Source organism: Halomonas zincidurans B6 (genome assembly GCF_000731955.1).
Lineage (GTDB): Bacteria > Pseudomonadota > Gammaproteobacteria > Pseudomonadales > Halomonadaceae > Modicisalibacter > Modicisalibacter zincidurans.
In genome coordinates this window covers 906,023-924,248 of record NZ_JNCK01000001.1, presented here as the reverse complement: position 1 = coordinate 924,248, position 18,226 = coordinate 906,023, and the positions used below count along the sequence as shown (strand labels likewise).

17 protein-coding genes and 1 riboswitch are annotated in these 18,226 nt (G+C 65.0%); of the genes, 4 read left to right on the top strand and 13 right to left on the bottom strand.

Translation table 11 applies throughout. The features are described from left to right. Positions 1 to 2 precede the first annotated feature (2 nt). Together prpB and HALZIN_RS0104345 are read right to left on the bottom strand one after the other, a co-directional pair. Positions 3 to 884 (bottom strand): methylisocitrate lyase, encoded by an 882-nt coding sequence (gene prpB / locus HALZIN_RS0104350; RefSeq protein WP_031383027.1) that lies wholly within the window; start codon positions 882 to 884, stop codon positions 3 to 5. Further along, on the bottom strand, positions 881 to 1,603 hold the full coding sequence (locus HALZIN_RS0104345; RefSeq protein WP_150113079.1) for a GntR family transcriptional regulator: 723 nt from the start codon (positions 1,601 to 1,603) through the stop codon (positions 881 to 883). Before HALZIN_RS0104345 ends, prpB begins: the two co-directional genes overlap by 4 nt. Positions 1,604 to 1,877: 274 nt before the next feature. Here HALZIN_RS0104345 and pabB point away from each other — a divergent pair, with 274 nt between their 5' ends. Together pabB and HALZIN_RS0104335 are read left to right on the top strand one after the other, a co-directional pair. After that, positions 1,878 to 3,287 carry an aminodeoxychorismate synthase component I gene (pabB, locus tag HALZIN_RS0104340; RefSeq protein ID WP_051907372.1) on the top strand — a complete coding sequence of 470 codons (1,410 nt, stop codon included), beginning with the start codon at positions 1,878 to 1,880 and terminating at the stop codon, positions 3,285 to 3,287. A gap of 121 nt (positions 3,288 to 3,408) precedes the next feature. Then, positions 3,409 to 4,029, top strand: coding sequence for a phosphoadenosine phosphosulfate reductase domain-containing protein (locus HALZIN_RS0104335; protein ID WP_031383024.1), 621 nt, complete (start codon positions 3,409 to 3,411; stop codon positions 4,027 to 4,029). An 81-nt stretch (positions 4,030 to 4,110) separates the two neighbouring features. On the opposite strand, the gene cysB is transcribed toward HALZIN_RS0104335, so the two are convergent. Beyond that, positions 4,111 to 5,082, bottom strand: a complete 972-nt coding sequence (gene cysB, locus HALZIN_RS0104330) for an HTH-type transcriptional regulator CysB (RefSeq protein ID WP_031383023.1) — start codon at positions 5,080 to 5,082, stop codon at positions 4,111 to 4,113. Positions 5,083 to 5,359: 277 nt separating this feature from the next. On the opposite strand from cysB, the gene trxA reads away from it, so the two are divergent. Continuing rightward, positions 5,360 to 5,683, top strand: coding sequence for a thioredoxin (gene trxA / locus HALZIN_RS0104325; RefSeq protein ID WP_031383022.1), 324 nt, complete (start codon positions 5,360 to 5,362; stop codon positions 5,681 to 5,683). A 72-nt stretch (positions 5,684 to 5,755) separates the two neighbouring features. Here trxA and HALZIN_RS0104320 read toward each other — a convergent pair whose 3' ends face one another. The 4 genes from HALZIN_RS0104320 to HALZIN_RS0104305 all read right to left on the bottom strand — a co-directional run bounded on the left by HALZIN_RS0104320 (position 5,756) and on the right by HALZIN_RS0104305 (position 10,363). Continuing rightward, on the bottom strand, positions 5,756 to 6,802 hold the full coding sequence (locus HALZIN_RS0104320) for an AI-2E family transporter (protein WP_051907371.1): 1,047 nt from the start codon (positions 6,800 to 6,802) through the stop codon (positions 5,756 to 5,758). A gap of 174 nt (positions 6,803 to 6,976) precedes the next feature. Continuing rightward, positions 6,977 to 8,800 carry an acyl-CoA dehydrogenase C-terminal domain-containing protein gene (locus HALZIN_RS0104315; RefSeq protein ID WP_031383020.1) on the bottom strand — a complete coding sequence of 608 codons (1,824 nt, stop codon included), beginning with the start codon at positions 8,798 to 8,800 and terminating at the stop codon, positions 6,977 to 6,979. Between the two features lie 186 nt (positions 8,801 to 8,986). Continuing rightward, positions 8,987 to 9,760 (bottom strand): SDR family NAD(P)-dependent oxidoreductase, encoded by a 774-nt coding sequence (locus tag HALZIN_RS0104310; RefSeq protein WP_031383019.1) that lies wholly within the window; start codon positions 9,758 to 9,760, stop codon positions 8,987 to 8,989. Next, positions 9,761 to 10,363 carry a TetR/AcrR family transcriptional regulator gene (locus HALZIN_RS0104305; RefSeq protein ID WP_035575150.1) on the bottom strand — a complete coding sequence of 201 codons (603 nt, stop codon included), beginning with the start codon at positions 10,361 to 10,363 and terminating at the stop codon, positions 9,761 to 9,763. It lies immediately after the preceding gene. Between the two features lie 115 nt (positions 10,364 to 10,478). Here HALZIN_RS0104305 and HALZIN_RS0104300 point away from each other — a divergent pair, with 115 nt between their 5' ends. Next, positions 10,479 to 11,666 (top strand): acetyl-CoA C-acyltransferase, encoded by a 1,188-nt coding sequence (locus HALZIN_RS0104300; protein WP_031383017.1) that lies wholly within the window; start codon positions 10,479 to 10,481, stop codon positions 11,664 to 11,666. A gap of 140 nt (positions 11,667 to 11,806) precedes the next feature. Here HALZIN_RS0104300 and crcB read toward each other — a convergent pair whose 3' ends face one another. From crcB to HALZIN_RS0104270, 6 genes are all read right to left on the bottom strand, one after another. Beyond that, on the bottom strand, positions 11,807 to 12,205 hold the full coding sequence (gene crcB / locus HALZIN_RS0104295) for a fluoride efflux transporter CrcB (RefSeq protein WP_031383016.1): 399 nt from the start codon (positions 12,203 to 12,205) through the stop codon (positions 11,807 to 11,809). Positions 12,206 to 12,296: 91 nt separating this feature from the next. Beyond that, a riboswitch (Fluoride riboswitch) is annotated at positions 12,297 to 12,378 on the bottom strand. 48 nt (positions 12,379 to 12,426) lie between these two features. Further along, positions 12,427 to 13,284 (bottom strand): phosphate ABC transporter ATP-binding protein PstB, encoded by an 858-nt coding sequence (gene pstB, locus HALZIN_RS0104290; protein WP_084173346.1) that lies wholly within the window; start codon positions 13,282 to 13,284, stop codon positions 12,427 to 12,429. Positions 13,285 to 13,310: 26 nt separating this feature from the next. Next, positions 13,311 to 14,477 carry a phosphate ABC transporter permease PstA gene (pstA, locus tag HALZIN_RS0104285; RefSeq protein WP_031383014.1) on the bottom strand — a complete coding sequence of 389 codons (1,167 nt, stop codon included), beginning with the start codon at positions 14,475 to 14,477 and terminating at the stop codon, positions 13,311 to 13,313. A 22-nt stretch (positions 14,478 to 14,499) separates the two neighbouring features. Then, positions 14,500 to 15,756 (bottom strand): phosphate ABC transporter permease subunit PstC, encoded by a 1,257-nt coding sequence (pstC, locus tag HALZIN_RS0104280; protein WP_031383013.1) that lies wholly within the window; start codon positions 15,754 to 15,756, stop codon positions 14,500 to 14,502. 100 nt (positions 15,757 to 15,856) lie between these two features. Beyond that, complete coding sequence (locus HALZIN_RS0104275) at positions 15,857 to 16,885, bottom strand: PstS family phosphate ABC transporter substrate-binding protein (RefSeq protein WP_031383012.1); 1,029 nt, start codon at positions 16,883 to 16,885, stop codon at positions 15,857 to 15,859. Positions 16,886 to 16,988: 103 nt separating this feature from the next. Next, positions 16,989 to 18,200, bottom strand: coding sequence for a Bcr/CflA family multidrug efflux MFS transporter (locus tag HALZIN_RS0104270; RefSeq protein WP_084173344.1), 1,212 nt, complete (start codon positions 18,198 to 18,200; stop codon positions 16,989 to 16,991). Positions 18,201 to 18,226 lie beyond the last annotated feature (26 nt).

Here is an 18,226-nt window from a genome sequence, read left to right as displayed (position 1 = left end):
GTTCATTTCTCCTGATCGAACAGCGCATCGAGCTTGCGCTCGAAGGCATGGTAGTCGAGAAAATCGTAGAGCTCGTCGCGGGTCTGCATCAGTTCGACCACGCCGTGCTGGTGGCCCTGCTGGTGAATGCTGCGATAGACCTTGAGCGCGGCGGCGTTCATGGCGCGAAACGCCGACAGCGGATAGAGCACCAGCCGGCAGCCCACTTCGCTCAGCTCGGCCTGGGTAAACAGCGGCGTGGCGCCGAATTCGGTGATGTTGGCGAGAATCGGCGCCTCGACGCTCTCGCAGAACGCGCGGTAGTCGTCGAGGCTGTGCACCGCCTCGGCGAAGATCGCATCGGCGCCGGCCTCGACACAGGCGTTGGCGCGGGCCACGGCTGCCTCCAGGCCCTCCTTCTGGAAGGCATCGGTGCGGGCGATCAGGTAGAAGTCGGGGTCGAGCCGGGCATCCGCCGCGGCCTTGATGCGATCGACCATCTCCGGCTGCGAGACGATCGCCTTGTTGGGCCGGTGACCGCAGCGCTTCTGCGCCACCTGGTCCTCGATGTGCACCGCCGCCACCCCGGCGCGGCCCATCTCCTTGACGGTGCGGGCAATGTTGAAGGCCCCGCCCCAACCGGTATCGATGTCGACCAGCAGCGGCACGTCGGTGGCTCCGGTGATCCGGTGGGCGTCCTCGACCACGTCGTTCATGGTGGTCATGCCCAGATCGGGCAGCCCGAACGAGGCGTTGGCGACGCCGCCGCCGGAGAGATAGATCGCCGGATGGCCGACCTTGTCGGCCATCAGCGCGGTATAGGCGTTGATGGTGCCGACGATGGGCAGCGGCCGATGGGCCTCGAGCGCGGCGCGAAAGCGCGCCCCGGGAGTCATTCGGGTCATGACGATTTCCTCTGGATGGGGGTCACGGTGGTCTCGGCCTCCTCCTCGAGAACCGCGGCATAGCGTTGCGCGACGTTCTCGCGAGAGGCGCTGACGTGGCGGCGCATCAGCAGCTCGGCGAGCTCCTCGTCGCCGGCCTCGATGGCGTCGACGATGCGATGATGTTCGACGAACGCCCGCTGCGGTCGGGCGCCGCTGGCGCTGAACTGGGTGCGATAGAGCCGCACCAGGTAGTACAGATCGTCGCACAGCAGCGTCATCAGCATGCGGTTATGACTGCCGAGCACGATGCGATAATGGAAGTCGAGATCGCCCTCGCGCTGGTAGTAGGCCTCGCCCCGCGACAGGTCGGTCTGGCGTTCGTGAACCGCCAGCACCTCGCGCAATCCGGCGATCTCCTCGGCGCTCATGTGGCGGGCGGCGAGCCGCGCGGCCATGCTCTCCATCGCCTCGCGCACGTCGAACAGTTCGAGCAACTCCTTCATCGACAGCTTGACCACCCGCGCGCCGACGTGGGGCACCCGCTCGATCAGCCGGTGGGTCTCGAGCCGGCGCATCGCTTCGCGCAACGGCCCGCGAGAGATGCCGTAGGCCGCGGCGAGCCCCGGCTCGGTGATCTTGGTGCCGGGTGCCAGCTCGCCACGCACGATGGCGTCCTGCAGCTGGTTGAAAACCCGCTCGGCTAGCGTGCGGACTTCAGGTACGTCGCTGTCCTGCATGGTTTCGCTTACCATTGTCGACAATCTAGAGAAATAAGCACTTTAGCCAGCAGCCGATAGCGCGTCAATACCGCGCCATAATAAACCGCTACACCTTTTGGCGTATATCGCAGGCGGCATCATGCAATAGGTTGTCGACAATGAATCCAGCCGGGCGACAAGTGGCCGGTCAGCTTGAGCCCATGGCGTTGATCGGCGAGCCGCGCCTCGACAAACCCACAACAACGCCGGCCCACTGATAGAATGGGTCGCTCGTTCACCGCGGTTAACAGGCATGACGTCCCGACTCGACATCGTCCCGCTGCCCTATCAGGGCGACCCCACGCTGCGCTTTGCCGCGCTGAGTCAGCGTCCCGGCGCGGTGCTGCTGGATAGCGGCCGCCCCGATGCGCCCGGCGGGCGCTATGACATCCTCTCAAGCGACCCGTTGGCGGTGCTGGAGATCGCCGCCGATGGCGGGATTCACTGCGACCCGCCGATGGCGCTGCCCGAGGCGCCGTTCGCCGCCCAGCAGGCGTTGCTCGATAGCCTCGATCTCGAGGCCCCGGCCAGCGAGCTACCGTTTCTCGGCGGGCTGATCGGCTACTGGGGCTACGATCTCAATCGCCAGCTCGAGCCGCTGCCCGGCCACGCCCGAGCGGTCAACGCCCTGCCCGCCTGCCGCCTGGGATTGTACGACTGGGCGGTGATCGAGGATCACCATGCCCGAAAGGCCTGGCTGGTGGCCACCCCCGAGCGCCGCGTCCAGGCGCTTGCCTGGCTGGCGAGCGCGCCCGCTGGCGAGGAAGCATTCCAGTTGCGCGAAGCGTTTAGCGCCGAGCTCGATCGCGCCGCCTATGGCGAGCGCTTTCGCCGGGTCCAGCGCTACATCCATGCCGGCGACTGCTATCAGATCAATCTCGCCCAGCGTTTCAGCGCGGCTTATTCCGGCAGTGCCTGGCAGGCCTACCGGCGCCTGCGCCGTGCCACGCCCACGCCTTTCGCCGGCTACCTGGCGTGGGGCGACAAGGCCGTGCTGTCGCTGTCGCCGGAGCGCTTCCTGGCGGTCGAGGACGGCCGGGTCGAGACCCGGCCGATCAAGGGCACCCGCGCGCGCGGTGCGACGCCCACCGAGGACCGCGCCCTCGCCGACGACCTGCAGGCCAGCGCCAAGGATCGCGCCGAGAACGTGATGATCGTCGATCTGCTGCGCAACGACCTGGGCCGGGTATGCCGGCCGGGTAGCGTGCGGGTAGCGCAGCTCTGTGGTCTGGAAAGCTACGCCAACGTGCATCACCTGGTCAGCGTGGTCAGCGGCGAACTGGCCGCCGGCCACTCACCGCTCGACGTGTTGGCCGCCGCTTTCCCCGGCGGTTCGATCACCGGCGCGCCCAAGGTGCGCGCGATGCAGATCATCGACGAGCTCGAGCCCAGCCGGCGCAGCCTGTACTGCGGCAGTCTTGGCTACGTCGACGTGCGCGGCCGCATGGATACCTCGATCGCCATCCGCAGCGTGGTCGCCGATGTCGGCCGGCTGCATATCTGGGGCGGCGGCGGGCTGGTCGCCGATTCCGACGAGGAGGCCGAATATCAGGAGACCCTGGCCAAGATCGCACCGCTGATGGCAGCGCTCGCTGCCAAGCCCCCCACACTCGGCGATGGCATGTCCAACGTCTGCGAAGCCAGGCCATTGCGTTCTAACTGAGCGTCATAACTTTCGATTCGGCTATATAAGGTTCGAACCAAACGGTATTGGGGGCCCGGCTCGGCGCTCTGCTACCGTAAGGGCATTTCGGGGGAGTCCCCGGGCGATTCCAGGAGACGGCATGGACCTGAACATCGAGGCGATCAACGAACAGCTAGGCCACGACCCGGAAGGACTGACGCGCTGGGCGCTGAATCTCGACCGGCGCGCCATCTGCACCACCAATTTCCGGCCCTTCGAGGCGGTGATCCTGCACATGGCGACCCAGGTGCAGCCGGACATTCCCGTGGTGTGGATGGATTCCGGCTACAACACCGAGGCGACCTACCGCTTCGCCGACGAGGTCGCCAAGCGGCTGTCGCTGAACCTGACGATCTACCATCCGCGCCGCTCGCGGGCCCACCGCGAAGCCGTCGACGGACCGCTGCCGAGTATCGACGATCCGCGTCACGCCGCCTTCACCGAGGAGGTCAAGCTCGAGCCGTTCGCCCGTGCACTGCGCGAGATGGACCCGCAGGTCTGGCTGACCGCACTGCGCGCCGAGGACACCGCCGAGCGCTCGCAGATGCAGCCGGTCTCGGTCAACGCCGCCGGGCTGATCAAGGTCGCGCCGGTGCTGCACTGGACTGCCAAGGACATGTACCAGTACCTGCAGCGCCACGACCTGCCCAACAACTTCGACTACTTCGACCCCACCAAGGTCGAGGACACACGCGAATGCGGCCTGCATCTGCAACACTGAGCAAGTCAGCGCGCATGCCTTGAAAACCCGCCGCGGCGGGTTTTTCAGGACTGGCCTACGCGCACCTGGCCGGGTCCGACGTCAGCGCACCGGCAGCTCGACATCGGTGAACAGTGCCTGCTCGTGACGCGGCCCGGCGGCCAGAGCGGCATCGATCAGATCGCGATCGAGATGCGGCGCGAAGCGCTGGATGAAATCGTACATGTAACTGCGCATGAAGGTGCCGCGACGGATGCCGACCTTGGTGATGGAGCTGGCGAACAGGTGGCTGGCGTCGAGCGGCACCAGATCGTCGTCGGCCTCCGGGTCGATCGCCATGCGCGCGACGATGCCCACCCCCATCCCCAGGCGCACGTAGGTCTTGATCACGTCGGCATCGGCGGCGGTGAGCACCACGTTGGGCGTCAGCCCCTTGGCACGAAAGGCCTCGTCGAGCTGCGAGCGACCGGTGAAACCGAAGACATAGGTGACCAACGGGTATTCGGCGAGTCGCTCGAGGGTCAGCTCGCCCAGCTTGGCCAGCGGATGATCCTCGGGCACCAGGATGCAGCGGTTCCAGCGGTAGCACGGCAACAGCACCAGGTCGTTGAACAGCTCCAGCGACTCGGTGCAGATCGCGAAATCGGCGAGCCCTTCGCTGACCATCTGGGCGATCTGCTTGGGCGTGCCTTGCTGCATGTGCAGGGCGACATCCGGGTACTTGCGGGTGAACTCGCCGATCAGCGGCGGCAGTGCATAGCGCGCCTGGGTGTGCGTGGTGGCCAACGACAGGCTGCCGCGCCGCTCATCGCTGTGTTCCTGGGCGACCTGCTTGATGTTGTCGACGGTGCGCAGCACCTCGCCGGCCAGTTCGACGATCGACTCGCCGGCCGGGGTCACCCGGGTCAGGTGCTTGCCGCTGCGGGCGAAGATCTCCACACCCAGTTCGTCCTCGAGCAGGCGGATCTGCTTGGAGATGCCCGGCTGCGAGGTGAACAGGCTCTGTGCCGTTGCCGAGACGTTGAGGTTGTGCCGGGTGACTTCCCAGATATAGCGCAATTGCTGCAATTTCATGCCAAATCCCTGATTGCTACTGACGGCTGCTGCTGGCCTGCGGGCGCCTTTGCGTACCGCGCGAAATTCCCCAAAGGAACTAAAACTCTTTAAACCGATTACTTTATGGCATATAAAGGCATCATAGTCGGCACGCCAGCCGACGGCAAGACGGGGCGATTATTGATAGCATGCAACTATCGGGCAGCCTGCCAATGGGTATTTGCCAGCCCGAAAGCTGCCAGCTACCATCGGTCGACTACGCTAAGAGAAGCGCGCAAGCAATCTGGAGAGATACATGGCTAACAACGTCGATGTCACCATGGCCAACTTCGAGCAGGAAGTTCTCGGCGCCGACAAGCCCGTGCTGCTGAAGTTCTGGGCACCCTGGTGCGGCCCCTGCAAGATGATGGCCCCCGTGATCGAGGAAGTCGCCGACGAGAAGGCCGATAACCTCAAGGTGGTCAGCGTCAATGTCGATGATGCGCCGGACATTACCGCCGAGCAGGGCGTGCGCGGCGTCCCCACCGTCATGCTGTTCAAGTCGGGCGCCAAGGTCGCCTCGCTGGTCGGCGCCCAGTCCAAGTCGCAGCTGGTCCAGTTCATCGACCAGAACGCCTGATTCGGACTCGCCCCCTGGCTGGCCATCGTCCCGCTTCACGCGGGGCGATGGCTCCGTCATGACTTCGTGATCTTATTCGAGGCGCCCACCCAGCATGCGTGCCAGCCAGCGCGTTTCGGGATGACTGTTCAGCGCGATCTTCAGGGTCATCGTCAACGGCACCGACAGCAGCATGCCTGCCGGCCCGAGAATCCAGCCCCACACCACCAGCGACAGGAAGGCGACCAGCGTCGATAGCCCCAGTGTCCTGCCCATGACCCGCGGCTCGATGAGATTGCCGATCACGAAGTTGATGACCAGATAGGCGCCGGCCAGCATCCCCGCCTTGGCCAGGCCGCCATCGGGCATTACCAGCGTCAGCAGCACGGCGGGCAGCGCCGCCAGGGCCGAGCCGATATTGGGTATGTAATTGAGGCCGAAGGCCAGCGTTCCCCACAACAGCGGAAATTGTACCCCCAGCAGCAGGCAGGCGGCGTAGATCAGCGCTCCGGTCACCAGACTGATCAACGTCTTGATCGCCAGATAGCGCTTCAAGTTATAGCTGAATTCCTTGAACCGTCGCAGGCTCGGCGCGGGGTTTTCCAGCGATTGCGCCACCTTGTTGCGAAAGTCCAGGGTCTCGAAAAGCATGAAGATCACCAGCAGGATGATCAGCACGCTTTGCGACAGCAAGCTGCCCAGGCTACCGAGGAAGGTCGGCACCATCTGCATGGTGCTGCTCGGATCGAGCCATTCGGATATTTGCTTGGGCTGAATGTACACGCCCAGGCTCGATAGCCAGTTGAGCAGGCTCAGATACTGCTTGTGCAGTTGCCCCTCGAGCTTGGGCAACGCCTCCATGAAGGTCGCGAAACTGCTCGCCAGCAACGAACCCAGCAGCACCAGAAAGACCCCGGCAATCAGCAGGGTCAGCAGCACGGCGCTGCGGCGCCCCACCCCTTTGCGGTATAGCCAGTGTACCGGCGAGGTACAGATTATCGCGATGAACAGCGACAGGATCAAAGGAACCAGCAAGTCGGCGCCGAGTTTCATGCCGCCGATGATGATGACCAGTGCCGCCAGAGTCAGTGTCAGGTTGAGAGGCATACGGCGCTTGTCGTCGTCGACGTCGTGCTCCATGGGGTCATCCTGGCTTTTTTGCGGTGCTTCCATGATGACCCCATCCGCGACCGACGACAAACCGCCTGGTATTGTTTTGAATAAGAAAACGAGGAGTCACAAAAATGGCGAGCCGAGGCCCGCCTGCAAGGGTCAGAGCGCCTGACCTAGAGACATCGTGTCATGCCCGAAACCTTAGATCTCGAAGCCAAGGCCGAACTCATCGGCACTCAACGCCATCAACGAAACGCCACCGGCGCGGATCATCTCGGCATGCCCGCGGGTGCGCGGCAGCAGGCGCTGGAAGTAGAAATCCGCGGTCGCCAGCTTGGCCCGATAGAACGCCTCGTCGCCCTTGCCCGCGGCGAGCGCCTGGCTGGCGGTGTCCGCGGCGCGTGCCCAGAGATAGGCCAGCGCCACATAGCCCGAGTAGAGCAGGTAGTCGACGCTCGCCGCGCCGACCTCATCGCGATCGTGCATGGCCTTCATGCCCACCGCCATGGTCAGTTCGCCCCACTCGGCGTTGAGCCTGGACAGCGGCTCGACATACCCCTTGAGAGCGTCGTTGTCGGCCTGCGCCTGGCAGAACGTGTGGATCTCCTTGGTGAACACCTTGAGCGTTTCACCCTGGCTCATCAGCACCTTGCGGCCCAGCAGGTCGAGTGCCTGAATGCCGGTGGTGCCTTCGTAGAGCCGCGTGATGCGCGCATCGCGAACGAACTGCTCCATGCCCCACTCGGCGATGAAGCCGTGGCCGCCGAACACCTGCACGCCCTCGTTGGTCGCCTCGAAGCCCAGCTCGGTGAGAAACGCCTTGACAATCGGCGTGAGCAGGCCGAGCAGCGTCTCGGCACGCTCGCGCTCGGCCGCGTCGCTCGCATGCTCGGCCAGGTCGACCAGTTGGCCGGTGTACATCACCAGCATCCGCCCACCCTCGGCGAGCGCCTTCTGGGTCAGCAGCATGCGGCGCACGTCGGGATGCACGATGATCGGATCGGCCGGCTTAGCGGCGGCCTTGGTGCCCGACAGCGCACGCATCTGCAGGCGATCCCGGGCGTAGGCCAGGGCATTCTGGAAGCTCGCTTCCATCAGCCCCAGACCCTGGATGCCCACCCCGATGCGCGCCTCGTTCATCATCGTGAACATGCACGCCAGCCCCTTGTGCTCCGGCCCCACCAGGTAGCCCTTGGCGGCGTCGAAGTTGATCACGCAGGTGGCGTTGCCGTGGATGCCCATCTTGTGTTCCAGCGAGCCGCAGCTCACGCCGTTGCGCTCGCCGACGCGGCCCCCGGCATCCGGCAGGCTCTCTGGCAAGTACTTGGGCACCACGAACAGTGAGATGCCCCGCGAGCCTTCCGGCGCGTCGGGCAGCTTGGCCAGTACCAGGTGAACGATGTTCTCGGTCAGGTCGTGCTCGCCGGCGGAGATGAAGATCTTGGTGCCGGTGATCCGATAGCCGCCCTCGTCATCGGGCACTGCACGGGTCTTGATCAGTCCCAGGTCGGTGCCGCAATGCGGCTCGGTCAGGCACATGGTGCCGGTCCACACGCCCTCGACCAGCTTGCTCAGGTAGCTGGCCTTCTGGGCATCGCTGCCATGATGGCGCAGCGCATCGGCGGCCCCGTGGGACAGCCCCGGGTACATGCCCCAGGCCAGGTTGCTCGAGCAGATCATCTCCGACAGCGCCAGGTTCAGCGACGCCGGCAACCCCTGGCCGCCGAACTCGGGCTCGGCCGCCAACCCCGGCCAGCCGCCATCGACGTACTGGGCATAGGCCTCCTTGAAGCCCTGCGGGGTCTTGACCTCGCCGCCCTCGAGCACACAGCCCTCCTGATCGCCACGCTGATTGAGCGGCAGCAGCACCTCGCGGGCGAAGCGTCCGCCCTCCTCGAGGATCGCCGCAATCACGTCCGGCGAGGCGTCTTCGCCGCCCGGCAGGCCTGCGTAGTGGCCGGGGTAGTCCAGCAGCTCATCCATGACGAAGCGCAGATCGCGCAGCGGAGCCTGATAGTCGGGCATGACGAACACTCCTCAATACACGCCGGAATCGGTCGGTCGTGCGGCCTGGGCCGCTCTCAAACATGCGTTTGAAATTATCCCGGCACCGAGTGCAAGTCAAGCGTTCGTTTGATTCCCGAAAGACACGCCCTAGCCCCCCGGATGGTGCCCCGAAACTATCCGGGGGGAGCCGCCCGGCGAGGTTCATCACTGCATGCGGATGCCGCCGTCGAGGCGAATGGTCTCGCCGTTGAGCATCGCGTTGGTGACGATCTGCTCGGCCAGCATGGCGAACTCCGTGGCCCGCCCCAGGCGCTTGGGAAACGGCACCGCGGCCGACAGCGCGGCGAGGGCTTCATCGGGAATGCTCGCCATCATCGGTGTCTCGAAGATCCCCGGCGCGATGGTCATCACCCGGATGCCGTGGCGCGACAGCTCGCGGGCCAGCGGCAGCGTCATGCCCGCCACCCCGGCCTTGGATGCGCTGTAGGCGGCCTGGCCCACCTGGCCGTCGAAGGCGGCGATCGACGCCGTGTCAATGATCACTCCGCGCTCGCCATCCTCGCCCTGCGGCTCGTTGCGGGCCATCGCCGCCGCCGCCAGTCGCAACACGTTGAAGGTGCCCACCAGATTGATATGAACGGTGCGCGCGAAGGCCTCGAGATCCGCCGGCTTGCCGTCGCGGTCGAGCAGCTTGGCGACGCTGACTACCCCGGCGCAGTGCACTACTCCATGCAAACCGCCATGCAGCCCGCCTTGGGCGACGGCGAGATCGACCGCCGCCTGCATGTCATCGCCATCGGTGACGTCACCGCGCTGCGCCAGCGCCGCCGCGCCCAGCCGCTCGGCGAGTGCATCGACGGCCTCGCTCAAATCGCAGAGCACCACCCGGGCGCCACCGGCCACCAGCCGTTCGGCGGTCGCCGCTCCCAGCCCCGAGGCGGCGCCGGTAATCAGGAAGGTACGTTCGGTCAATTGCATTCAGCGTGTCTCCGTTTGTGCGGCGGCCAAAGCGCGGCCGGTCAGCATGGCAAGCAGTTCGCCGGCCAGCGCTTGGGGCGAGCGCGGCCCTGCCGGGTCGTACCAGCGCACCGTCCAGTTGAGCGCGCCGAGCAGGAAACGCCGCACCAGCAAGCGATCGCCGTGAATCAGCCCGGCCTCCAGCGCTTCGTCGACCACCTTCTGCCACAGCGACTCGTAGGCATCACGCAGGTGGATCAGATGATCGCGGGAGGCATCGTCCAGGCGCCGCCATTCATAGAGCGCCACGACATGCGCATTGCGCTCGGTCAACAACGTCTCGAGGTGCGCCCGCGCCAGCGCGTCGAGGCGCACCTCGGGCGAGCATCCGGCCTCGGCCAGCGAACCACGCGCCAGCGTCAGCGCATGCTGCATGCCGGTCTCGATCACCGCGCGGAGAATCGCCTGCTTGTCGCTGAAATGGTGAAACAGGCTGCCCGACTTGATCCCCATCGCCTGGGACAGCATGCGCACCGTGGTCCGGTCGAAGCCCTCTTCGACGAACAGACGAGCGGCAATCCGGACCAACTCCTTGCGACGAGGTGAGGCGTTCACTAAAGTCATTGAGCCAGGACCTGAACACGAGCGTTTGCTTGGTTTTTACCGAGCAAAGCATAGGGCCACCCGGCGGTCAACGCAGCCATGCCGGCCCCATCGAATTACGAGAGTGGAGGACGCCATGTCTTCAACGAGCGATATCGTCATCCTGGGCGGCGCGCGCACCCCGATGGGCGGCATGCTCGGCAGCCTGTCGAGCCTGAGCGCACCGCAGCTCGGCGCCGTGGCCATCCGCGCCGCCATCCAGCGTGGCGGCATCGACGCCGACGCCATCGACGAAGGCATCCTCGGCTGCGTGCTGCCCGCCGGGGTCAAGCAGGGGCCGGCCCGCCAGGCGATGCGCCAGGCCGGGATCAGCGACGCGCGCGGCGCGACCACCGTCAACAAGCTGTGCGGCTCGGGCATGAAGGCCACCATGTTCGCCCACGACCTGATTCGCGCCGGCAGCGGCGAGATCCTGCTCGCCGGCGGCATGGAGTCGATGTCCAACGCCCCGCACCTGCTGACCCGCGCTCGCGGCGGCTATCGCCTGGGCCATGGCGAACTCAAGGATCACATGTTCCTCGATGGCCTCGAGGACGCCGAGAGCGGACAGCTGATGGGCGCGTTCGCCCAGCAGGTCGCCGATGGCCGGGGCTACGCCCGCGAGCGCATGGACGATTTCGCCATCGCCTCGCTGGAGCGCGCCATGGCGGCGCACGAAGCCGGTGAACTGAGTGGTGAAATAGCCCCGGTCACGGTCGCCTCGCGTCACGGCGAGAACGTCGTCGAGCATGACGAGCAGCCGTTCGCGGCGCGCCTCGACAAGATCCGTACGCTGCGCCCTGCCTTCAGTCGCGACGGCACCATCACCGCCGCCAACTCAAGCTCGATCTCCGACGGCGCCTCGGCGCTGATCCTGGCCAGCCGTGGCGCGGCCGAGGCCGTCGGCGCCTCGGTGCAGGCCACGCTCCTCGGCCATGCCACGCATTCCCAGCACCCCAGCGAATTCACCCTCGCTCCGGTGGGCGCGATCGGCAAGTTGCTCGAGCGCCTCGGCTGGTCGGCCGATGACGTCGATCTCTACGAGATCAACGAGGCTTTTGCCGTGGTCACGCTGATCGCCATCGACGAGTTGCGGCTGGATCACGACAAGGTCAACGTCTTCGGCGGCGCCTGCGCCCAGGGCCACCCGATCGGTTCCACCGGCTCGCGGATCATCGTCACGCTGCTCAACGCACTGCGCCGACGCGGCGGCAAGCGCGGCATCGCCAGCCTGTGCATCGGCGGCGGCGAGGCCACGGCAATCGCCGTCGAACTCGCCGACTGACACCGCGCTCGTTGGCGCCGATCGGCCAGCGGGCGTTCCCAGCATCCTGACAGCACCCGAGCGAGTGCCTATTTCAGCACCCGAGCGAGAGCCTATTTCAGCACCCGAGCGAGTGCCTATTTCAGCACCCGAGCGAGTGCCTATTTCAGCATCCCCGCCAGATGGCGCAGCGCGCCGAACGTCGCCATGCCCAGCGCGGCCATGCCCAGCGAACCGCCGACGTGCAGGGCGATGCCCGCCAGCGTCATGCCCCAGCGGCCCGTCTGGATATTGGCGAGCATTTCGATGGAAAACGTCGAGAAGGTCGTCAACGCGCCCAGAAAGCCGGTAACCACGAACAGTCGCCATTCCGTCGACAACGACGGCATCTGAGCGAACGACGCGAAGGCCACGCCGATCAGCCAGCTACCCAGCAAATTGGCGAGCAGCGTGCCGGGCGGCAGCGCGGGAAACAGCGCATTCAGCCAGAGACTCAGCAGCCAGCGCAAGTTGGCGCCCAGTGCCGCGCCGCCGCCGATGGCCAGTATCGATAACCACATGCGTTCTTCGTCCTGTCATTTACAAGGGAAACGAAAGCAACGCGAAGCGGCCGGGAGGAAGGGACATACGATGCCTGCTACGCACCTCGGGCGCTTCGCAGGCATCATTAACCGCCGTGACGGGCGGTGGTTCGGTCTTGAAGACCCGGAGGAATGCCATCTCCGTGGCCGGTAGGTTTACCACGCCCGTCGGCTGCGGTTCAAGAAGCCCCAGGGGGTGATCAGCCGTAGCGACCGGTGATGTAATCTTCGGCTTTCTTGGTGTAGGGATTGGAAAACATCATCTGCGTGTCGTTGTATTCGATCACCTCGCCGAGGTGGAAGAACGCCGTGTAGTCGGCGACGCGCGCGGCCTGCTGCATGTTGTGGGTGACCGTGACGATGGTGAACTGCTGCTTGAGCTTGTCCATCAAGTCCTCGATGGTCGCCGTCGAGATCGGATCGAGCGCCGAGGTGGGCTCGTCCATCAGGATCACTTCGGGCTGCACGGCGATCGCTCGGGCGATGCATAGCCGCTGCTGCTGACCGCCGGACAGCGAGGTACCGGGCTGCTGCAGCTTGTCCTTGACCTCGTTCCACAGCCCGGCGTCGGTCAGTGCGCGCTCGACCAGTTCGTCCTGCTCGGCCTTGCGACCGACCAGGTCGTGCATGCGCGGCGCGTAGGCGACGTTCTCGTAGATCGACTTGGGAAACGGGTTAGGCTTCTGGAAGACCATGCCGACCCGACGGCGCAGCGCGACCTCGTCCATTCTGGCGTCGTTGACGTCGCGACCGTCCATTTCCACCCGTCCGCTGACTCGCACGCCCTTGATCAGGTCGTTCATGCGGTTGAGGCAGCGCAGGAAGGTCGACTTGCCGCAGCCCGACGGACCGATCAGCGCGGTCACGTTGCGCTGGTAGATGTCGATGTCGATATTCTTCAGCGCCTGGTTGTCGCCGTACCACAGGTTGAGATCGCGCACGCGGATGCTCAGTTCATGATTGGCCTTCTCGTTGCGGCTTACCGGCCCACCGGGCGCCGGCTGGCGCTGCACGCCATGGGGTTTATCGCGACTTTCGACAGTTTGCTCGTTCAGCATGATCTTGTCCTATGCAAAGTGGTGACTTACCAGCGCCGTTCGAATTTCTTGCGCAGCCACACCGCCGTGGCATTGAGCGAGATTAGCACCGCCAGCAGCACCAGGATGCCGCCGGCCGTCTTCTCGACGAAGGCACGGTCAGGCTCTCCGGCCCAGGTGAATATCTGCGCCGGCATCACCGTCGCGGCATCCGTGAAGGAACCGCCGACATCGGGGATGAAGGCCACCATGCCGACAATGATCAAGGGCGCGGTCTCGCCCATCGCCTGGGCCATGCCGATGATCGAGCCGGTCAGAATACCGGGCAGCGACAGCGGCAGTACATGATCGCGCACCACCTGCCAGCGCGAGCAGCCGACCCCGAACGCCGCCTGGCGAATGCCGTCCGGCACGCTGCGCAGCGCCGAGCGCGTGGTGATGATGATCACCGGGAGCGTCATCAGCGCCAGCGTCAGGCCGCCGACCAGCGGCGAGGAGCGCGGCACGCCGAAGAAGTTGATGTAGATCGCCAGGCCCAGCAGCCCGAACAGGATCGACGGCACCGCCGCGAGATTGTTGATGTTGATCTCGATGAGCTGGGTCAACCGGTTGTCGGGGGCGAACTCTTCCAGATAGACCGCCGTCATCACGCCGATCGGAAAGCATACCAGCATGGTCACGATCAGCGTCAGGACGGTGCCTATCGCCGCCGAGGCGATGCCAGCCAGTTCCGCCATCTTGGAGTCGCCGTTGGTGAAGAACGTGGTATTGAAACGCAACTCGGCGCGCCCGGCCTCGACCAGGCGTTCGACCGCGCGGACCTCGCTGGCGCGCAGGTCGTCCTCGTTACCCTTGAGATACTGATCAACCGAGCTGTCGGCGAGCACCCACTCCATGCGGGTGGTGCCCAGCAGCTCGGGATTTTCGTTCATGCGCCCGGGGATCAGGCGCAGATAACCGCGACTGACCAGCGCGCGCACGTCATCGTCGACCGCGGCCGGCGGAATTTCACGCGCCTGCTCGCTGTAGCGGACTTCGACCTGAATCTGCGCCTGCTGGAAGGCCGGCAGGCCCTTGACCAGCATGTCGCCGATGAAAACGAGCAGAAACGCCGCCGCCAGGATCAGCGCCCCCATCGACAGGTACTTGAGGCGCGCCGAGCGGCGATGACGCCGCTTCAGCTGGGCGGTGATCTCGTCAAAGGATTGGCTCATGAGCGCAACATTCCTCGTCGTGTCACAGGGTGTTGGTGCGGTACTTGTCGCGGAAGCGACGAATCATCAGGACCGAGACCATGTTGAGGATCAGCGTGACCACGAACAGCACCAGTCCCAGCGCGAACGCGGACAAGGTTTCGGCGCTTTCGAATTCCTGGTCGCCGGTCAGCGCGGCGACGATGCGCACCGTCACGGTAGTCATGTCCTCGAGCGGGTTGGCGGTCAGGTTGGGGCGCATGCCGGCGGCCATTACCACGATCATGGTTTCGCCCAGCGCCCGCGACACCGCCAGCAGCGAAGCGGAGATGATCCCCGGCAGCGAGGCCGGCAGCACCACGTTGCGAATGGTCTCGCCCTTGGTCATGCCCAGTGCCAGCGAGCCTTCGCGCATGCTGTCGGGCACCGCATTGATCACGTCGTCGGAAAGCGACGAAATGAACGGGATGATCATGATCCCCATCACCACCCCCGGTGCCAGCGCGTTGTTGTAGGACGCATCGAGACCGAAGAAGCCGGCCACGTCGACGATGATCGGAGCAATGGTGATTGCCGCGAAGAAGCCATAGACCACGGTGGGAATCCCGGCGAGCACCTCGAGCACCGGCTTGGCCAGGTCGCGGACCTTGGGCGGTGCGAACTCGGCCATGTAGATAGCCGCCATCAGCCCCACCGGGATCGCCACCAGCATGGCGATCAGCGAAATCAGGAAGGTTCCGGCGAACAGCGGCACCGAACCGAACTGCGCTCCTCCCGCGCCTTCGCCGGCACGCCCCGCGGAAGCCAGGAAACTGTCGCCCGGCGCCCAGGTGGTGCCGGTGATGAAGTCCCACAGGCTTTGCATCTGGAAAAAGCGGATCGCCTCGGAGACGATCGACAGCAGGATGCCTACCGTGGTGACGATCGACATCAAGGCCGCCGTAGCCAGCGCCAGGCGAATCACCCTTTCGATCGCCTGGCGGGCATGAAAGTCGGGGCGCACCTGCTTGAGTCCGACGAACAGGCCGATGGCGGCAATCACCATGCTGGCCGAAAGCAAGTACACCACGGGGATCTCGGCGCCCAGCAGCAGCAGCACGAAGGCGCCCAGCGCGCCGGCCAGAATCGCCGGGCCGGCCGTGGCAAGCACTGAGAACCAGGCGTACTGATCGGGCTGGGCGAACATCGCTACTCCCGAGACGCGTGTGCGTGTCGCTTTGCCACGTGCCGCGAAGAAGGCAACCAGCCCCAGCATCAACAGCACGCCACCGAAAAGCAGATAAATCAGGTTGGTCGACATAACATTCTCTTGGCAGGAGTCCGCTCCCTCAGGGCCACCCTGCATGCATGCGGGCCGGCGGCTTGCGCCACCGGCCCCACCGTTTCATGCAGCGACATGATTACTTGAGGTCGGCCAGTTCGAGCTTCTCTTGGCTCTCGACCGCCTGACGCTGTTCGCTGCGCATCTCCTCGGGCAGCGGAATCAACCCCAGCCCCTTCAGATACCCCATCGGCCCGATCATCTTCTCGGTCATGAACAGATTGGCGTATTCGTACATCGCCGGCACGGACTCGGCGTGCTGGTTCTTGATATAGAAGAACAGCGAGCGGGAGACCGGGTACTCGCCGGAGCTGATCGCGTCCGGGGTCGGCGCAACGCCATCGATGCTGGCGCCGATCAGCGTGTCGGTGTTCTCCTCGAGGAACGAGTAACCGAAGATGCCGAAGGCCTTGGTATCCTCGGCCAGGCGCTTGACGATCAGGTTGTCGTTCTCGCCGGCGTCGATATAGGCGCCATCCGAGCGGATGTCGGTATAGCCATCGCCGCCATAGGCTGACATGTCTTCGGAGGCGGCTTCCATGACCAGTTCCTCGAAGGCGTCACGGGTGCCGGAGGTGGTGGGCGGACCATAGACGGAAATCTCGCGATCGGGCAACGAGGGGTCGATGTCGCTCCACTTCTGATAGGGATTGTCGACCAGCTTGCCATCCTGCGGCACCTTGGCGGCCAGCGCCAGGAAGATCTGCTCGCGAGACAGGTCGATCGGTTCGTTGCTGCTGGATTCGGCGAAGGCGATACCGTCATAGCCGATCACCGCCTCGGTGATGTCGGTCACGCCGTTCTGCTGGCAACGTTCGAATTCGGAAGTCTTGATGCGTCGTGAAGCATTAGTGATATCCGGCGTATCCTCGCCGACACCTTCGCAGAACAGCTTCAGGCCGCCGCCTGAGCCGGTGGACTCGATGACCGGCGTCTGGTAATCGGTGGTCGCGCCGAACTCCTCGACGACATAGCTGGCAAATGGGTAGATCGTGCTCGAGCCGACGATGCGCAGCTGTTCACGCGCTTGGGCTACGCCTGCGACGCCCATCACGGCAGCGGCGATCGCGGTCGTCTTCACGATACGGCTGTTGAGGATGCGGTTCATTGTGTAACTCCTGTCGATGAGAGTGTTCAACTTTCGCCCGACACACGATGCCTAACCAAGATGACAGCTTCATGACACGATCGCCAATCGGCCCTGCACGTGACTACGCCTGCTCGGTCGCCAGTTTCTGCGCGCGCAGCGCCCGCCCCGAGAGTACGCGCACTCCCAGGTTGCCGGCGATCGAAGCGCCGATCATGGTCAGTACCATCGGCCAGGCGCTGGGGATCTCGAAGGCGCCGACCAGCACGCCGGCCAGCGCCCCGGAGGAGAACTGGATGCTGCCCTGCATCGCCGTTGCCGTCGCGCTCATTGTAGGAAAATGATCGAGCATCGACGACATCGCATTGGGCCCGATCAGCCCCTGCATGCCGACGAACACCATCAGCAGCGGCGCTACCGTGTAGAGCGAAGCCAGCCCGGTGGCGAACAGCACCACCAACGCCAGCCCCGCAGCGAACTGGATGCCCAGCCCCCACAGCAGGTTGCGCTGCGGCGACGAGCGCTTGAGCAGGCGGATGTTGATGCGGTTGGAACCGGCCATGATCAGGATGTTGGCGCCGAACACGAATGGGTAGACCGCCGGCGACAGGCCGAAATACTCCATGTACAGAAAGGGCGAACCGGTAATGAAGGCGAACATGCCGGCAAACGACATCGATACCGCGCAGATATAGCCCATCGCCTCGCGATGGCGCAGCACCGTCAGATAATTGCCCAGAACCTGGGCAAAGCTCGGCGCATCGGGATCGCGGCCGTGGGTTTCGGGCAGATAGCGACCCAACAGCCACAGCAGAAAGACCGCATAAAGCGCCAGGAAGGCAAAGATCAGCCACCAGTCGGCAAGATACAGCAGCAGGCTGCCCAGCGCCGGCGCGACCAGCGGCGCCAGCATCAGGATCATCACCATGGTCGAGAGCACCTTGGCCGCTTCGCGGCCACTGAAGCAGTCGCGCACGATCGCCGCCGAGTTGACCACCGAGGCCCCGCCGCCCAATGCCTGCACAAAGCGCAGCGCCCATAGCGCCTCGAGGCTCTCGACCTGAGTGATCGCTAGACTCGACAGCAGGAACACCACGATGCCGCCGAGCAGCACCGGACGCCGCCCCAACCGATCGGACAACGGGCCGAAGATCAACTGGCCGACGGCGAACCCGAACAGGAACAGGCTGACCGACAGTTCGGTCAGGTGCACGCTGGCCCCGACCGCCGCGGCCAGCGCCGGAATGGCCGGTAGATAAGCATCGATGGCCAATGGCGCAAGCGCCGTATTGGCTGCCACCAATAGCGCCACGCGGCGCGCATCGAGCTGCAACATAACGCTCCTTGTCATGGCGGACGAAT